14 protein-coding genes are annotated in these 14,834 nt (G+C 65.6%); 5 read left to right on the top strand and 9 right to left on the bottom strand.

What is annotated here, in order from left to right:
• Positions 1-76: 76 nt before the first annotated feature.
• The 3 genes from ACP15I_RS14300 (at position 77) to ACP15I_RS14310 (ending at position 3,540) form a co-directional block, all read left to right on the top strand.
• Positions 77-1,441, top strand: coding sequence for a bifunctional enoyl-CoA hydratase/phosphate acetyltransferase (locus ACP15I_RS14300; RefSeq protein WP_424975604.1), 1,365 nt, complete (start codon positions 77-79; stop codon positions 1,439-1,441).
• A complete protein-coding gene (locus ACP15I_RS14305; RefSeq protein WP_424975605.1) occupies positions 1,438-2,586 on the top strand; it encodes an acetate/propionate family kinase in 1,149 nt (382 codons plus the stop codon). Before ACP15I_RS14300 ends, ACP15I_RS14305 begins: the two co-directional genes overlap by 4 nt.
• 66 nt (positions 2,587-2,652) lie before the next feature.
• Positions 2,653-3,540, top strand: coding sequence for a substrate-binding domain-containing protein (locus ACP15I_RS14310; RefSeq protein ID WP_424975606.1), 888 nt, complete (start codon positions 2,653-2,655; stop codon positions 3,538-3,540).
• Between the two features lie 6 nt (positions 3,541-3,546).
• Here ACP15I_RS14310 and ACP15I_RS14315 read toward each other — a convergent pair whose 3' ends face one another.
• The 7 genes from ACP15I_RS14315 to ACP15I_RS14345 form a co-directional block, all read right to left on the bottom strand.
• A complete protein-coding gene (locus ACP15I_RS14315) occupies positions 3,547-4,377 on the bottom strand; it encodes a substrate-binding domain-containing protein (protein WP_424975607.1) in 831 nt (276 codons plus the stop codon).
• A gap of 44 nt (positions 4,378-4,421) precedes the next feature.
• On the bottom strand, positions 4,422-5,189 hold the full coding sequence (locus tag ACP15I_RS14320) for an ATP-binding cassette domain-containing protein (RefSeq protein WP_424975608.1): 768 nt from the start codon (positions 5,187-5,189) through the stop codon (positions 4,422-4,424).
• Entirely contained in the window at positions 5,182-5,889 is a 708-nt protein-coding gene (locus tag ACP15I_RS14325; RefSeq protein WP_424975609.1) for an ABC transporter permease, read from the bottom strand. Before ACP15I_RS14325 ends, ACP15I_RS14320 begins: the two co-directional genes overlap by 8 nt.
• Positions 5,890-6,075: 186 nt before the next feature.
• Positions 6,076-6,462: a hypothetical protein gene (locus tag ACP15I_RS14330; protein WP_424965212.1), complete on the bottom strand. Its 387-nt coding sequence runs from the start codon at positions 6,460-6,462 to the stop codon at positions 6,076-6,078.
• A gap of 11 nt (positions 6,463-6,473) precedes the next feature.
• On the bottom strand, positions 6,474-7,445 hold the full coding sequence (locus ACP15I_RS14335; protein WP_424975610.1) for a hypothetical protein: 972 nt from the start codon (positions 7,443-7,445) through the stop codon (positions 6,474-6,476).
• A gap of 311 nt (positions 7,446-7,756) precedes the next feature.
• On the bottom strand, positions 7,757-9,787 hold the full coding sequence (paaZ, locus tag ACP15I_RS14340) for a phenylacetic acid degradation bifunctional protein PaaZ (RefSeq protein ID WP_424975611.1): 2,031 nt from the start codon (positions 9,785-9,787) through the stop codon (positions 7,757-7,759).
• Positions 9,788-9,901: 114 nt separating this feature from the next.
• On the bottom strand, positions 9,902-10,864 hold the full coding sequence (locus ACP15I_RS14345) for a LysR family transcriptional regulator (RefSeq protein ID WP_424975612.1): 963 nt from the start codon (positions 10,862-10,864) through the stop codon (positions 9,902-9,904).
• Positions 10,865-10,957: 93 nt separating this feature from the next.
• Here ACP15I_RS14345 and ACP15I_RS14350 point away from each other — a divergent pair, with 93 nt between their 5' ends.
• Entirely contained in the window at positions 10,958-12,637 is a 1,680-nt protein-coding gene (locus ACP15I_RS14350) for a BCCT family transporter (RefSeq protein WP_424975613.1), read from the top strand.
• Positions 12,638-12,713: 76 nt separating this feature from the next.
• Here ACP15I_RS14350 and ACP15I_RS14355 read toward each other — a convergent pair whose 3' ends face one another.
• Entirely contained in the window at positions 12,714-13,592 is an 879-nt protein-coding gene (locus ACP15I_RS14355; RefSeq protein WP_424975614.1) for a hypothetical protein, read from the bottom strand.
• Complete coding sequence (locus tag ACP15I_RS14360; protein WP_424975615.1) at positions 13,582-13,953, bottom strand: winged helix-turn-helix transcriptional regulator; 372 nt, start codon at positions 13,951-13,953, stop codon at positions 13,582-13,584. Before ACP15I_RS14360 ends, ACP15I_RS14355 begins: the two co-directional genes overlap by 11 nt.
• Before the next feature lie 137 nt (positions 13,954-14,090).
• Between ACP15I_RS14360 and ACP15I_RS14365 the strand changes: the two genes are divergently transcribed.
• Positions 14,091-14,813: a glutathione S-transferase family protein gene (locus tag ACP15I_RS14365; protein WP_424975616.1), complete on the top strand. Its 723-nt coding sequence runs from the start codon at positions 14,091-14,093 to the stop codon at positions 14,811-14,813.
• Positions 14,814-14,834 lie beyond the last annotated feature (21 nt).

Below are 14,834 nucleotides of genomic sequence, written 5' to 3' on the forward strand. Positions count from 1 at the left end.
GCTGAGTGTTTCCCCTCTGCGCCGCGCAGCGCTACACCGGGGGGAGGCAGGGCACACAGGCACCGGAGACCAGAGAATGACGAGCATCTACGACGATTTGCAGATCGGGGCAGAGGCCCAGGCCACACGCCTGTGCCGCGAGGAAGACCTGATCGTCTTTGCCAATACCTCCGGCAATTACAATCCGTTGAACGTGCCCGATCAGGATGGCGACGGGGATGGCCGCCCCGAGGCCGTGGCCCCGTCCATGTGGGTGGCCTCGCTGATCTCTTCGGTGCTGGGCAATCAGCTGCCGGGGCCCGGAACGCGCTACCGGTCCCAGAGCCTGACCTTTGTCGGGCAGGCCATGGCAGGCGAGACCCTGATCGCGCGGGTCCGCGTGCGCGAGAAATTCGCCGACCGGGTGGTCCGCCTCGATACCTGGGTCGAGACCGATACCGGGCGGCTGCTGGTCGAAGGCGAGGCCGAGGTCTATGCGCCCGAGGTGCTCGTGAGCCTCGACCGTGAACAGGTGCCGGGCCTTGTGGTGCAGCGCCATGTGCATTTCGACGAGATGATCGCCCGTGCCGAGCCCCTGCCGCCCTTCACCACCGCGGTGGTCGCCCCCGAAGAGCCCGACGCGCTGGCCGGTGCGATCCTCGGGGCCGAGCATACGCTGATCACGCCGCTCCTGATCGGGGACCCGGACAAGATCGCCAGCGCCGCCGAGACCCGGGGCATCGACCTCTCCCCCTACGAGATCATCGCCGAACCCCAGCACAAGGCCGCCGCCAAGCGCGCCGTGCAACTGGTGCATGAGGGGCGGGCCAAGGCCATCATGAAGGGGCATCTGCATACGGATGTCCTGCTGAGTGCGATCCTCAAGAAAGATGGCGGGCTGCGCGGCACGCGGCGGCTGAGCCATGTCTTCGTGATGGATGTGCCCGGGCTCGACCATCCGATCATGATCACCGATGCCGCGATCAACATCGCGCCGGATCTCAAGACCAAGGCGGATATCATCCAGAACGCCATCGATCTGGCCAATGCCATCGGGATCGACACGCCCAAGGTCGGGATCCTGTCGGCGGTCGAGACCGTGAACCCCGCGATCCCCTCGACTCTCGACGCGGCGATCCTGTCCAAGATGGCCGAGCGCGGGCAGATCACCGGCGGGCTGGTGGACGGCCCGCTCGCCATGGACAACGCCGTGGATCTGGCGGCGGCGCGCACGAAGGGCATCACCTCGATGGTGGCCGGGCGCGCGGACATCCTGATCGCGCCGAACCTCGAGGCCGGGAACATGCTCGCCAAGGAGCTGACCTTCCTCGCCCATGCGGATGCGGGCGGGATCGTGATGGGGGCCCAATGCCCGGTGATCCTGACCAGCCGGGCCGATAGCGATCAGGCGAGGCTGGCCTCCTGCGCCATCGCCGCCCTCGCAGTCGGAGCCGCCGGATGAGCGTGCTGCTGACCCTGAATGCAGGCAGCTCCTCGGTCAAATTCTCGGTCTACGCGGTCACCGCCGAGCCGACCCTGATGGTCGAGGGGCTGGTGGACGGGCTGGGTCCGGACGCACGGCTGATCCTGCGCGGGCAGGATCGCGCCCCTCTGCCCCTTGGTCCCACGGACCATGCGGGGGCGATGGCGGCGATCCTTGCGGCCCTTGCGCCGGTGCTGGCCGGGCGCGCGGTGGCCGGGGTCGGGCACCGCATCGTCCATGGCGGCTCGGCCTATGGCGCGCCTGTGGTGCTGACGCCCGAGGTGCTGGACCAGCTCCGCGCCTTCATCCCGCTCGCCCCGCTGCACCAGCCCCATAACCTCGCCATGGTCACCGCCGCGCAAGAGGCCTTTCCGGACGCGGTGCAGATCGGCTGTTTCGACACGGCGTTCCACCAAGGGCACCCTTGGGTGAACGACACCTTCGCCCTGCCCCGCCGGTTCCACGACGAGGGCGTGCGGCGCTACGGCTTCCATGGGCTGTCCTATGACTACATCACCGACCACCTGCGCGCGACGGACCCCGCGCTGGCCGCCGGGCGGATCGTGATCGCCCATCTGGGAAACGGGGCCTCCATGTGCGCGGTCCGTGATGGACAAAGCGTCGGCTCGAGCATGGGCTTCTCGGCGCTGGACGGGCTGCCCATGGGCACACGCTGCGGCCAGCTCGACCCGGGCGTGCTGCTTTACCTGATGGATCAGGGGCTGAGTGCGGCCGAGATCACCACGCTCCTCTACACCGAGAGCGGGCTGAAGGGGCTGTCGGGGATCAGTCATGACATGCGCACGCTGCTGGCGAGCGACGCGCCCGAGGCGGCGGAAGCGATCGATTACTACGTGTTCCGCATCCGCCGCGAGCTGGGTGCGATGACGGCGGTGCTGGGCGGGCTCGACGGGCTGGTCTTCTGCGGCGGCATCGGCGAGCACGCAGCGCCCGTGCGCGCCCGGGTGATCGAGGGGATGGGCTATCTCGGCCTGACCCTCGATGCCGGGGCCAATGACGGCGACGCGCGGCAGATCGGGGGCGGACCCGTGCCGATCCTCGTCATTCCCACGGATGAAGAGCGGGTGATCGCCCGCGCGGTGGCCCGCAGCCTGACCGGCTGAACCGCCCATGACTTGCGGCGGCGCCGTTTTGCCGCCATCGTTGATCCAACGGCCGGACAGGACCCCATGCCAAACGACACTGCCCCCAGCGACACCCCGCTCTACCTGACCACGAAGGAGGTCGCGGATCTGCTGCGGGTGCGCGAGCGCAAGGTCTATGACCTGGCCGGGGCGGATGAAATCCCCCACCGGCGGATCACCGGCAAGCTGCTGTTCCCGCGCGACGAGATCATGGCCTGGATCGATGGCTCCGGCGAGGCCGCGCCCGCGCAGGTGCCCGATGTGCTCACCGGCTCCCATGATCCGCTGCTCGCCTGGGCCGTCGGCGAGAGCAATGGCGGGCTCGCGGTACTGCAAAACGGCAGTGCGGACGGGCTGACCTGCTTTGCCCAGGGCAAGGCGGCGCTGGCCGGGTTGCACATTCCCGAGGGCGACGGGCGCTGGAACCGGAACACGGTCGCGTCTCACGGATTGCGGGACTGCGTCCTGATCCGCTGGGCCCTTCGGGAGCGCGGGCTGATCCTCGCCCCCGGGATCGCGGACCGGGTCAAAAGCCTCAATGATCTCGCAGGTCTGCGCGTGGTCCGGCGGCAGTCCGGCGCCGGGGCGGCGGCGCTGCTTGATCAGCTTCTGGCGGGCGTGGGCCTCTCGGCAGAGGCACTGGCTCCGGCCGAAGGTGTCGCGCGCACGGAAACCGATGCCGCGCTCGCCGTGGCCTCGGGCGCTGCGGATGCGGCCCTCGGCATTGCCGCCATGGCGCGGCAGTTCAAGCTCGGCTTCCTGCCGATCCTGATGGAGCCTTTCGATTTGCTGATCGACCGGCGGGCCTATTTCACGCCGCCGGTGCAAAGCCTCCTGCAGGTCGCCCGAACACCCGAGATCACGCAAAAGGCCGCGTCGCTGGGCGGGTATGATATCGCGACCATGGGCGAGGTCCTGTGGAACGCGACCTGAGCCGCGTCAGCCCCCTGCATTCGGGAAGAAGAGCTGCTGCCCGTCGAGCTTGAAGGACGCGATGGCGGCTTGCCCCTCCGGTGAGAGGATCCAGTCCACGAAACCCTGCCCAAGCTCAGCCTTGACCCGGGGGTGGACCTCCGGGTTCACGAGGATGATGCCGTATTGGTTGAACAGACGCGGGTCGCCCTCGACCAGGATCCGGTGGCCCGCCTTGTTGCCAAAGGCGATCCATGTGGCGCGGTCGGTCATCACATAGCCGCCCATGCCGATCCCGGTATTCAAGGTCGCCCCCATGCCCGAGCCGGTCTCGCGATACCAACCGCCTGAGGCGTCCTGCGCGTCGATCCCGCTTTCGGCCCACAATCTCAGCTCGGCCTTGTTCGTCCCGCTGTCATCGCCCCGGCTGAGAAACGGTGCCTCGGCCTCGGCGATCTGGCGCAGGGCCGCGGTCACATCCGTCTCACCGGCCACGCCTGCGGGGTCCGCCGCCGGGCCCACGATCACGAAGTCATTATACATCACATCCGCGCGCGAGACGCCGTAGCCCTCGGCCACAAAGGCCATCTCGGCCTCCTTGGCATGGACAAAAAGCACATCGCCATCGCCATTGGCCGCGTTGCGCAGGGCCTGTCCCGTGCCCACGGCCACCACGCGCACATCGACGCCGCTTTGCGCCTCGTAGATCGGCAGGAGATGGTCAAACAGGCCTGAATTCTGGGTCGAGGTCGTGGATTGAACGAGGATGAAGCGGTCTTCGGTCGCGGCCCCCGACAGGGCAAAACACGACAGCCCGGCCCCCAGCGCCAGGGCTATAAAACGAGATTTTAGGGACACGATTTCCTCCTCGGATCGGGATACAAACAAGAATTCCCGGGGACTTAGTCGAGCAGCCGACCATCGAGCCAGGCGGCCATTTCCGGGCTGCGCGGCGCATGCAGAACCTGCGCGGCGCGGCCTGCTTCGGCCACGCGGCCCTTGTGCAAAAAGACCACGTCATCGGCCAGACGCTGGGCCTGACCGCGATCATGGGTCACCATCACCACCGAGACGCCTGCCCCATGGGCGGCCTCCACGAGGGTTTCGATATGACGGGTCGCGGCGGGATCGAGGCTCGCCGTGGGCTCGTCCAGCAAGAGCATTCGAGGCTCGGTCGAAAGCGCGCGGGCTACCGCAAGCCGTTGCTGCTCGCCGCCCGACAGGACACGGGCCGGACGGTGGGCCAGATCGCTGAGCCCCGCGCGGTCCAGCGCCTCGGCCTCGCGGGCGGCGCGGGCCTGCCCCCGGACACCGCGCACCGACAGGGCAAAGCGCAGATTGCCAAGCACCGACCGGCGCAGCAGGACCGGACGCTGCAGCACCATGGCCTGGGCGGCGCGAGCAGAACTGTCGAGGGAGTTACCCTCCCATTGGACCGTCCCGGTATCGGGGGTAATCAACCCGTGCAGCACCCGCAGGAGCAGGCTCTTGCCCGCCCCGTTGGCCCCGAGGATCACCGTCTTGCGCCCGGGCCGGATTGCGAGGGTCAGGTTGTCGAGCAGCCGCACGCCGCGCCGGGTCAGGCAGATATCCTGAGCGGCGAGTTGGGCCGGGCCCGGCAGGCTGGTGCCATCGGCGACCAGCGGCAGGTCTGGAGAGAGGTCACGCATAAGCCGCCCTCACCGCCGAGGCGCGCACGGACATCACCAGCGCATTCACGATCACCGCCAGCGTCAGCAGGATCACCCCGAGCGCCAGAGCCAGCTCCAGATTGCCCTTGGAGGTTTCCAGCGCGATCGAGGTCGTCATGACCCGTGTCGCATGGTCGATATTGCCGCCGACAATCATCACCGCGCCAACCTCGGCCACGGCCCGCCCGAACCCGGCCAGCGCCACGGTCAGCAGCGTGTAGCGCGCATCCCAGAGATAGGCGGTGATCCGGTCCAGCGGTCCGACCTGCAGCGACGCGAACTGCTCGGCATATTCCACGTTCAGATCGGCCACCACCTGCCGCGTCAGCGCGGCGATGATCGGCGTCACCAGCAAGGTCTGGGCGATGATCATCGCCGTGGGTGTGTAAAGCAGGCCAAGGGTCCCCAGTGGCCCTGCCGCCGACAGCATCAGATAGACGAGCAGCCCCACCACCACAGGGGGCATGCCCATTGCTGCGTTCAGCAGGACCACCAGAACCGTTCGCCCCGGAAACCGAAACGCGCCGGCAGCCGCCCCTAGCGGCAAACCGATCAGACAAGAGAGAGCGACGGCGGTGAGGGTGACACGCAACGACAGGCCGATGATCTCCAACAGGTCCGGATCCCATGCAAAGATCAGACCAAAAGCATCTGCGAAAATGCTCCAGAAACCCGGCATCGTTAAGCGTCTCCTTCCCCTGTGCGGGAAGAAATGCACAAAAATGCAGTCAGGGCCAGCGAAAAGCACCCTGCAATACACGCTCCGGATGAGAAACGCGTGTTTTGCATGTGACTTTTCAACGGGTAACGCTTGGCCTACGACTATCGTCGCAAGACCTGCGGTCGCGCCTGTGCGCGGTCGGGCTTAGCGGGTCTCGTGCAGCTTGCCGCTGATCCAATAGGCGTAGCTCACGCCCACATTGTCCATAAGCTCACTGAGCTCACTGGCCTGCGAGACCATCTGCGCCTGAGCCTGGAGAAAGATATTCCCGGTCCGGTCGACATATTTCGGCATGGTATCCACACCGTCCAGCGACTGAGCATAGCTGATCCAATCGCTCCAATCCTTGATCCAGGACTGTTGCAGGGCATTCATCCGCTTGTAGGTCGCCTCCGCCAGTTCCCAGCTCTCAGCCATCGTGTCGGCGGTCGGCGGCTTCGCGGCCAGTTGCGCGGCGTTGCGCGAATTGGTCAGGGCCCGGGTGGCGAGGCTGGCCTGCAGTTTCGCCGTGGTTTCGAACGCGCTTTCCATGGGGAAACCTCTCAGACGCCGCCCAATCGGGTCAGCATGGTGTGGATCGCGCGGATCTGCACCGCGTCGCGCGAATAGTAATCCGGCGCATAGGGGTCCTCAGCGCTATAGCCCCACCAGTCCCAGCAGCCCTCGGGGTTCTGGACATCATTGCTGTCACCGCCCTCGGCCTGGGGAAAAAGCAGGATCAGGTCATTCGCCTCGGCCCATTCCATATAGCCCGTGCTGCGCACATAGCGGTCGCCATAGGGCGGCTGGTTCTGGCTGTCTTCGCGGCCATTGACGAAATTGATATAGGCATAGCCCTGCTTGCAGCCATGCAAGACCACATGGACCCCGATCGCCTGCGCCTCACCGGAGGCCACCCGTGACGGAATATAGGCATAGCCAAATTCCGACATGGAGGCCTTGGGCGCGCCGGTTTCGACAAACTCCGACTGATCGAAGCGAATAAGGTCGCCCAGACACGACGACGCCGGGGGATGGGCGCCGGGATAGAGATGGTCGAGAATCTGGTGCGACTGCACGAACGGGCCCCGGTTTATATAGGGGGGCTCGTTCGCGGCAAGGAGGGAATCTTCGGGGTTCATGGTGATGATCGAATGCCCCGCGGGCACATCATCCACGAACATCACTGCATCGCCCGCAACGCCGAGCTCTTCGTAGAAGGCCCGGGTCGCGTGCACGGCGTATTGGTTGACCACCTTGTCCTCGGAGCCCGTGAAAATATAGAGCCTCTGCCCTGCAAGGTTGGACAGGTCGTCGATATTCGCGGTCTGATGCGCCAGTTGCGCCAGCTTCTTGGGATTGGGCGCGGTCGACGGGGTCAGCGGCGTCATCGCCACATAAAACGAGTTCAGAATGCAGGAGGTCGGCGCAAGCGGCGCCGCCTCGAAGGTCTCGGCCGCCCGGTAAGGACCACCCGCGATGACCCCCGCCCCGATAAAGGAGGAGGAATGCGCGACATGCAGTTGGACCGTCATGAAGGCCCCGGACGACAGCCCGGAGATGGAGTGACGCTTGTCAGAAGGAAAACTCGGAAGGGTAACGATGGCACTGTCGAACATTAACGTCCCTTGGGTCACAAAGCTTCCTGCATGTCGCGCAGTACGTTTCCAGTCAGAGGGCTGGAGGCACTCGAACCGTCTGGACAGAACACTCCGGACGTAAGGTTACTTTCTGCCATGCAGCATGATTCAGGCAAGCGTTTATTTTGCTGTTGCAGCATTTTGTCCGCTTTCCGCCGATTATACGAAAAACAGAAACAAAATAGGGATCTCAAAGACAGGGAAGCCTAATAAGCGACCATGGTTTTAAGCGTGTATGTTGCAACTGCATTGTTTTCATCATCCCGCAGATCCACATGCCAGCGCACTTCGCCGTAATCGTCCGTCCGGCGGGTCTTGCGCTTGACCGTCAGTTGGGCGTGAACCCTTGTCCCTGGTACGACGGGCTTTTCGAACTGCAGGTCTTCGAGCCCGGTATTGGCCAGAACGGGCCCCTCCGAGGGTTCCACGAAGAGACCCGCTGCAAAGGACAGCAACAGATACCCATGGGCCACGCGCCCGGGAAAGAACGGGTTGCGCGCCGCGGCATCCTCATCGAGATGCGCGTAGAACCGGTCCCCCGTAAAATCGGCGAAATGGGCGATATCGTCCTGGGTGACCTCGCGCGCCGCCGTCTCGAGGGTCTCGCCGATCTCAAGCTCGTGGAACCGCCGCTGAAACGGATGGCAGGGGCCGGTCTGCTGCGCAGAGCCCGGCACCCAGATCCCGCCAATCGCCGTCAGCAGGTCGGGACTGCCCTGAATCGCGGTCCGTTGCATATAGTGTAGCACGCCGCGCACCCCTCCGAGCTCTTCACCGCCACCGGCCCGCCCGGGTCCGCCATGGACCATATGCGGCAGCGGGGCGCCATGGCCGGTCGCCTCGGCCATGCTGTGACGGTTGTTGACATAGAGCCGCCCGTGGAAGGCCGCCGCACCCAGCGCGACGTCGCGCGCAAACCCGGTATCGGCGGTGATGACCGAGGCCACCAGACTGCCGCCGCCGCGGTTCACCAGATCCACCGCCTCTTCCGGATCGCCATAGCCCATAACCGTGGCCACGGGGCCAAACGCCTCGACCGCATGGAGCGCCCGGGCCCCGCGCGGATCGGCACAATGATAGAGCATGGGCGGCAGGAAGGCCCCGGCCTCCGCATCCGCGCCATGGACCTCAAAGGCGTCGGGATTGCCGCAGACCCGCTCGGCCTCGCCGCCCAGGGTCGCGGCCTTGGCCAGCACATCCGCCCGCTGCGCAGCCGAGACCAGCGCGCCCATTTGGGTCCCGGCCTCGGCAGGATGGCCGATCACCGTCTGCGCAAGCCGCGCGGACAGGGCCGTAAGCACCGGGTCCAGATGGGCGTCGGGGACGAGGATCCGGCGGATTGCCGTGCATTTCTGCCCGGCCTTCACGGTCATCTCGCGATGCACCTCGGTGACAAAGAGGTCGAACTCCGGCGTGCCCGGCCCCGCATCGGGCCCAAGGACCGACGCGTTCAGGCTGTCCTGCTCGGCCACGAAGCGCACCGAGTTGCGCAGCAGGTGGTCCGCCCCGCGCAGCATCAGCGCGGTCTCGGCGGACCCGGTGAAGCTCACCACGTCCTGACAGTCGAGCTGATCCAGAAGGTCTCCCAACCCGCCGGTCACAAGCTGCAGCGCGCCGTCGGGCAGGATCCCGCTCTGTACGATCAGCCGCAGGCAGGCCTCGGTCACCTGACAGGTTGCCGTGGCCGGTTTCACGATGGCCGGCATCCCGGCCAGAAGGGTCGGCGCGAGCTTTTCCAACATGCCCCAGACCGGAAAGTTGAAGGCGTTGATATGCACCGCGACGCCCTGCAGCGGGGTGCAGATATGCTGGCCCACGAAAGTACCGGAACGTGAGAGCGCCTCGACCCCGCCATCCAGATAGACCTGGCCATCGGGCATCTCACGCCGCCCCTTGGACGCGATGACGAACATCGTGCCGATCCCGCCGTCGATATCGATCTTGCCATCGGCCCGGGTCGCGCCGGTGCGCAGCGACAGGGTATGGAGCTGCTCTTTATGGGTGTTGAGATAGGTCGCCAGCGCCTTGAGCATCCGGGCCCGGTCATGGAACCCCATGGCGCGCAGGGCCGGCCCGCCAACACGGCGGGCATAGTCGCGCATCGCGCCGAGATCGAGCGCCCCGTTCCCCGCCCGGCCCAGCGGCGCCCCCGTAACCGCGTCGGTGACAAGCCGGGCCCCATCGCCGGGCGGCACCCATCCGCCAAGGGCGAAGCTTTCGATATCCTGCAGTGTCATATCCCCTCCCCGAGATTGCTCCACGGGATGCCCCGCGTCTTGCGGCGATACTGCGCGGCCTCAGGGCCGAAGACCAGTCCCCGCCCGCGCGCCCACAGAGGTTGGGATGCGGGGCTAGGGATCGGGATGGGCGGCCCGGAGGCATTCGAGAAACTCGCGGGTCTTGCGGTCCGGCTCGGGGTTGCGGCGCGCCACGGCGGCAAAGGTCGTCGCATAAGCCGTCTCGCCCGGGGCCACCGGGCGCACATGCCCCTTGCGCAGGAAAGCCGCAGCCACGTGATCGGCCAGAAATCCCAAGTAGCGTCCCGATTGCACCAGAAGCGACAGCGCCTCTTCCTCCTGCACCCGGGCGCTGCGCTCCAGCCCGAGGGAGGCCGCGGCATGCATGTTCGGCGAGTTGAAGGCGTAGCCCGCATATTTGTACTGCGCGAGGTCCAACTCGGCGAGCGGCGTGCTCTGGGGGATGTCAAAGAGCGGATGCCCGACCCCGCAATAGAGCGTCATATGCTCGGTATAGAGCGGCTGATAGCTCAGCAGGCTGGAATCCCGGTGGATCGGCACAATCGCCAGATCGAGCGAGCCATCGGTCACCCGGGCCTCCAGAACCCCGGGCGCGGCCAAGGCGATCTCGAGCGCGACATCCGGCGCCAGCGCGTCAAAGGCGCGGATCGCCCCGTCCACCTGCGCCCGCGGGTTGGTCGAGGATTGGTCGAACAGCCCCAGCCGCAAGGTCCCGGTCAGATGGGTGTGAATGCTGTCGATCTCGGCCTGAAACCCGTCGATGGAGGCAAGAAGCCGCCGCGATGCCTCGAGCACCAGCTCCCCCTCAGGGGTCAGCGAGAACCCGGAGGGCCCGCGATTGCAGAGTTTCAGCCCGATCCGAAGCTCCAGATCCGAGATATGTTTCGAGATCGTCGAGCGCCCGATATTCAGCTCCACCTCCGAAGCCGCGAAGCCGCCGCACTCGGTCACTGTGATGAAAATGCGGACCAGCCGAATATCAACGTCGCTTAGGCTTCTTAAGTGTGCGCGATTGAGCATCCAAGGTTTCCTGTGCTTGCAACTATAGTCGCCCATAATGCAACTTACCAAAAGACGTACGATCCGTATGATGCGTCCATTCAAAGAACACGCGTAAAACGTGTGATTGTCCTACAGGGAGACAGAGAAGTGTCTATAAAGCCCCCACTATCGGAGCTGCCGATCAAGACCGCTGATACCGGTTTTTATCGCGGCTTCAGCCTAAATGTGACCGTCGTCAGCAAAATCATCATCAGCGTCCTGGTCGTCTGGTGTATTGTCTGGCCGACGGAAGCCGGTACGATCCTCGGCAACTGGAACACCGCGATCCTCGCGCAATTCGCCGCCTGGTATATCTGGGTCGTCGCAGCCTTCGTGCTGGTCTGCATCGGTCTGGCCCTCTGGCCAGCGGCCGGTCGCCTCAACCTCGGCGTGGCCGGGGAAACACCTGAGTTTTCAAATTTCTCGTGGTTTTCCATGATGTTCGGCGCCGGTATCGGCGTTGGCATGCTGACATGGGCCGTGGCCGAACCGGTCGCGCATTTCCAGAACAACCCTTCTGTGATCATGGGTGAAACCACCGCCCTGGGCGCAGACAATGTGCGGACGGCCTATGTCTGGTCCTATCTGCACTGGGGTCTGGGTGCCTGGGCCTGCTATGCGATTGCTGGTCTTTCGCTGGCCTTCTTCAGCTATCGCCGGGGCCTGCCCCTGACGATCCGGTCCTCGCTGACACCGCTCTTCGGCAAGTCGCTTTCAGGCACTGTCGGCCATGTCATCGACATCGTCGCGGTGGTTGCGACCATTCTCGGCGTGGCCCAGACGCTCGGATTCGGCGTCGAGCAATTTGTGGCCGGTCTGACACGGATCGGGTTTGGCGGTCTGGCCAACCCGGATGGCTCTGCCACGACCTTCGGGATCGTGATCGCCCTGCTGGTGATCATGGGCGCCTCGACAATTTCGGCGCTGTCCGGGGTTGGCAAGGGCATCAAGTGGCTGTCCAACATCAACATGACCCTGTCGATCGTCCTGCTCGGCTTCTTCATCCTGTTCGGGGCAACCTGGTTCGGGGCGATGGCCTTCTTCGTCGGCATCTGGGACTACATCCTCGCCCTGCCCTTCCTGAGCTTCAACGTCTACAGCTCTGACGGGGTCGAAGGCTCCGAAGCCTTCCTGCTGACCCAGTGGCAAGGCTGGTGGCCGGTGTTCTACTGGGCCTGGTGGATCGCCTTTGCGCCCTTCGTGGGCCTGTTCCTCGCACGCATCTCGCGCGGTCGTTCGATCCGTGAATTCGTGCTGGGCGCGATGATCGTGCCCTCTCTGATGTGCTTTGTCTGGTTCGCCTGGGCCGGTGGCACCGCCATCGATCTGGAGCTCACCGGAGGCGCCGATGGCGTGATCCTGGGCGCGGCCAATGGCGACAAGATCTTCGCCATGACCGAGTTCATGCTCGCACCGATTGCCGAGGCTCTGGCCTGGGGCATGGCGGTTCTGATCGTTGTGCTGCTGCTGACCTTCCTGGTGACCTCTGCGGACTCTGCCGTTCTGATCGTGAACACGATCAACGCGGCGGGTGACGAAGGGCCCAAGGCGCGTCCGCATATCCTCTTCTGGGGGGCGGCTCTGGCGCTGGTGGTTGGCGGTCTGCTGATCTCGGGCGGCACGGGCGCGATCCAAACCGCGATGGTGATCGGGGCGCTGCCCTTCTCCATCGTGATGGCGCTGATGTGCGTGGCTCTGATCAAGGCAATCTGGAACGATGGGCGGCGTGAAGCCGCCGGTGTCGCCACCACCATCGATCCCGAGACATCGACCATGCCCGCGGAATAATCCGCACGCGATACAAAGGAACGGCCCCGGACTTTCCGGGGCCGTTTTCATTTTCACGACCGGTTTTGCGCGCGCCTCACTGCGCAGGTTGCAGCTGCGCCCGCAGGAACGCCACGTTCAGCGCCAGCCCCGGCAGCAGCCATTGAAACAGCCGCACCACCGCCAGAACCTCATCCACGGGTGCATCCTGCGCGGCTGCGTCGCGCAGCTCCGCCGCGGTCAGACCCGTCACATTCGGCAGTCCTGCGGCCAGCGCGACAGCCGCCTCATGCACGCGGCACACCTGTCCCTCGTAGCGCGAGGACACCACCGCCCCGCGCAGATCGCGCCATGCGGGTGCGAAATAGCTCGGCCAGCGGGCGAAGGCCCGGTAATCGGTGTTCACAAACGGCAGGCCCAGCGTCTCGCGAATATCCGCATAGAGCGCGACGGTGCTCGGATCCGCGTGATGCGCCTCGACCAGAGGAGGACGCGGCAGGGGCGGCGGCCCCGGGATCCCGGGGCCCGGCGCCTGTGCGCCTTCCCATTCCTGCCCCTCCAGCAGCAGCCGGGCGAGGGATGCCATCAGCAGATAGGGCATGTTGCCCGCCGAGAAGACCGCGTTGCAGGCGCGGATCTCGTCCAGCTCGCGCGTGTCATAGCCCTGCGCGCGCAGCCGCGTAAGGATCGAAACGGGGGCGAGGGTCGCCGCCGCGCCCTCCGCCGTGTTGCGCAAGCTCTCGCAGGCCGCACCGAAAGCCGCGCTGCGAGCGATAGGCACCAGCGCAGACCAGAGCCGCCCGTAAAACGCCGGATACTGGGCGAAAGCCATGGCCACGACCCCCACCCAGGGCACGCCCAGCCCTGCCTTGGTCCGGTCATAGGCCTCGGCCAGCATGCCCGTCGCGGCATATTCCGGCACCGGGTGAATGGCCGGGATCGGATCCGGCTTGAGACGCGGCAGCTCAGGCGTCATCGCCCGTCCCGGGCAGGCTCTCGCTCCAGTCCCGCAGCTCGCTCAGAACCCCGAGCGCCGTGCGGCCCAGCGCCGTAATCTCGTAATGCACCGAGACCGGCGCGGTTTGCGTCACCTCCCGGGTGATCAGGCCGTGGGCCTCCAGATGGCGCAGCCGCTCGGCAATCATCTTCTTCGAGGCCCCGCCCACCATGCGCGCGAGATCGTTGAACCGCACCGGGCCATCCTTGAGATGCCACAGGATCGAACCGGTCCATTTGCCGCCGATGATCCGCATCCCACGTTCAATGGCACAAGGCTCGGTACAGGCATCCAAAACCTGCCGCCGCCCCGCGCCATCCGTCTCGACCCGTGCCTCCATGGACCCTCGCCTCCTCGCACCCGACCCAGGTTACCAAAAGTATACTAATTGCTTTTCGTGCATTCCCTGCCCAGCTTCCGCCCCAGGTCCCTGTCCGTCAAGGGATCGCAGGCCCATTCCCGCCGGAGACACCCGCCATGCCGACACCCGATATCCATCTCTACACCGCCGCCACGATGAACGGATACAAGCCGGTTATCTTCCTTGAAGAGGCGGGCGTGCCCTATGACCTGACCTTCGTCGATTTCTCCAAGCGGGCGCAAAAGGCCCAGGAGTACATGCGCCTCAACCCGAACGGGCGCATCCCGACCATCGTTGATCGCGGCAATTGCGACTTCCCGGTTTTCGAGAGCGGCGCAATCCTGTGGTATCTGGCGGAGAAATACGGACAGTTCCTGCCGGATGCGGGCCGGGCCCGATCCGAGGTCCTGCAATGGCTGATGTTTCAGATGGGCGGGATCGGCCCGATGATGGGACAAGCCATGTATTTCCAGCGGATCGCCGCGCCGAACGGCCATGAGCAGCCGTTTTCCATTCAGCGCTACGTGAGTGAAACCCGCCGCCTGCTGGAGGTGCTGAACACCCGGCTTGAGGGGCGCGACTGGCTCGCCGGGGACGCGTACTCCATCGCGGATATGGCGACCTATCCCTGGGCGCGCGCCTATCCATGGGCGAAGGTCGATGTTGCGGATCTGCCGGCGCTGACTGCGTGGTTCGACCGGATCGATGCGCGCCCTGCGGTGCAGAAGGCCCTGACCATCCCCAAGGCCCAGCCGCAATTCTGGGATGCTGCGGCGGATGACGGGGCCTTCGCCGCCGAGAACGCCGCGCGCTTTGCCTCGGATGCCTCGAAGGACTGAGCCCGGGGGGCAGGCCGCCCC

Source organism: Dinoroseobacter sp. S124A, from assembly GCF_049801015.1.
GTDB lineage: Bacteria > Pseudomonadota > Alphaproteobacteria > Rhodobacterales > Rhodobacteraceae > Dinoroseobacter.

Coding starts and splice junctions, on each gene's coding strand:
- ACP15I_RS14300 (WP_424975604.1), top strand. CDS start 77: ATGACGAGCATCTACGACGATTTGCAGATCGGGGCAGAGGCCCAGGCC.
- ACP15I_RS14305 (WP_424975605.1), top strand. CDS start 1,438: ATGAGCGTGCTGCTGACCCTGAATGCAGGCAGCTCCTCGGTCAAATTC.
- ACP15I_RS14310 (WP_424975606.1), top strand. CDS start 2,653: ATGCCAAACGACACTGCCCCCAGCGACACCCCGCTCTACCTGACCACG.
- ACP15I_RS14320 (WP_424975608.1), bottom strand. CDS start 5,189: ATGCGTGACCTCTCTCCAGACCTGCCGCTGGTCGCCGATGGCACCAGC.
- ACP15I_RS14325 (WP_424975609.1), bottom strand. CDS start 5,889: ATGCCGGGTTTCTGGAGCATTTTCGCAGATGCTTTTGGTCTGATCTTT.
- ACP15I_RS14330 (WP_424965212.1), bottom strand. CDS start 6,462: ATGGAAAGCGCGTTCGAAACCACGGCGAAACTGCAGGCCAGCCTCGCC.
- ACP15I_RS14335 (WP_424975610.1), bottom strand. CDS start 7,445: ATGACGGTCCAACTGCATGTCGCGCATTCCTCCTCCTTTATCGGGGCG.
- paaZ (WP_424975611.1), bottom strand. CDS start 9,787: ATGACACTGCAGGATATCGAAAGCTTCGCCCTTGGCGGATGGGTGCCG.
- ACP15I_RS14345 (WP_424975612.1), bottom strand. CDS start 10,864: ATGGGCGACTATAGTTGCAAGCACAGGAAACCTTGGATGCTCAATCGC.
- ACP15I_RS14355 (WP_424975614.1), bottom strand. CDS start 13,592: ATGACGCCTGAGCTGCCGCGTCTCAAGCCGGATCCGATCCCGGCCATT.
- ACP15I_RS14360 (WP_424975615.1), bottom strand. CDS start 13,953: ATGGAGGCACGGGTCGAGACGGATGGCGCGGGGCGGCGGCAGGTTTTG.
- ACP15I_RS14365 (WP_424975616.1), top strand. CDS start 14,091: ATGCCGACACCCGATATCCATCTCTACACCGCCGCCACGATGAACGGA.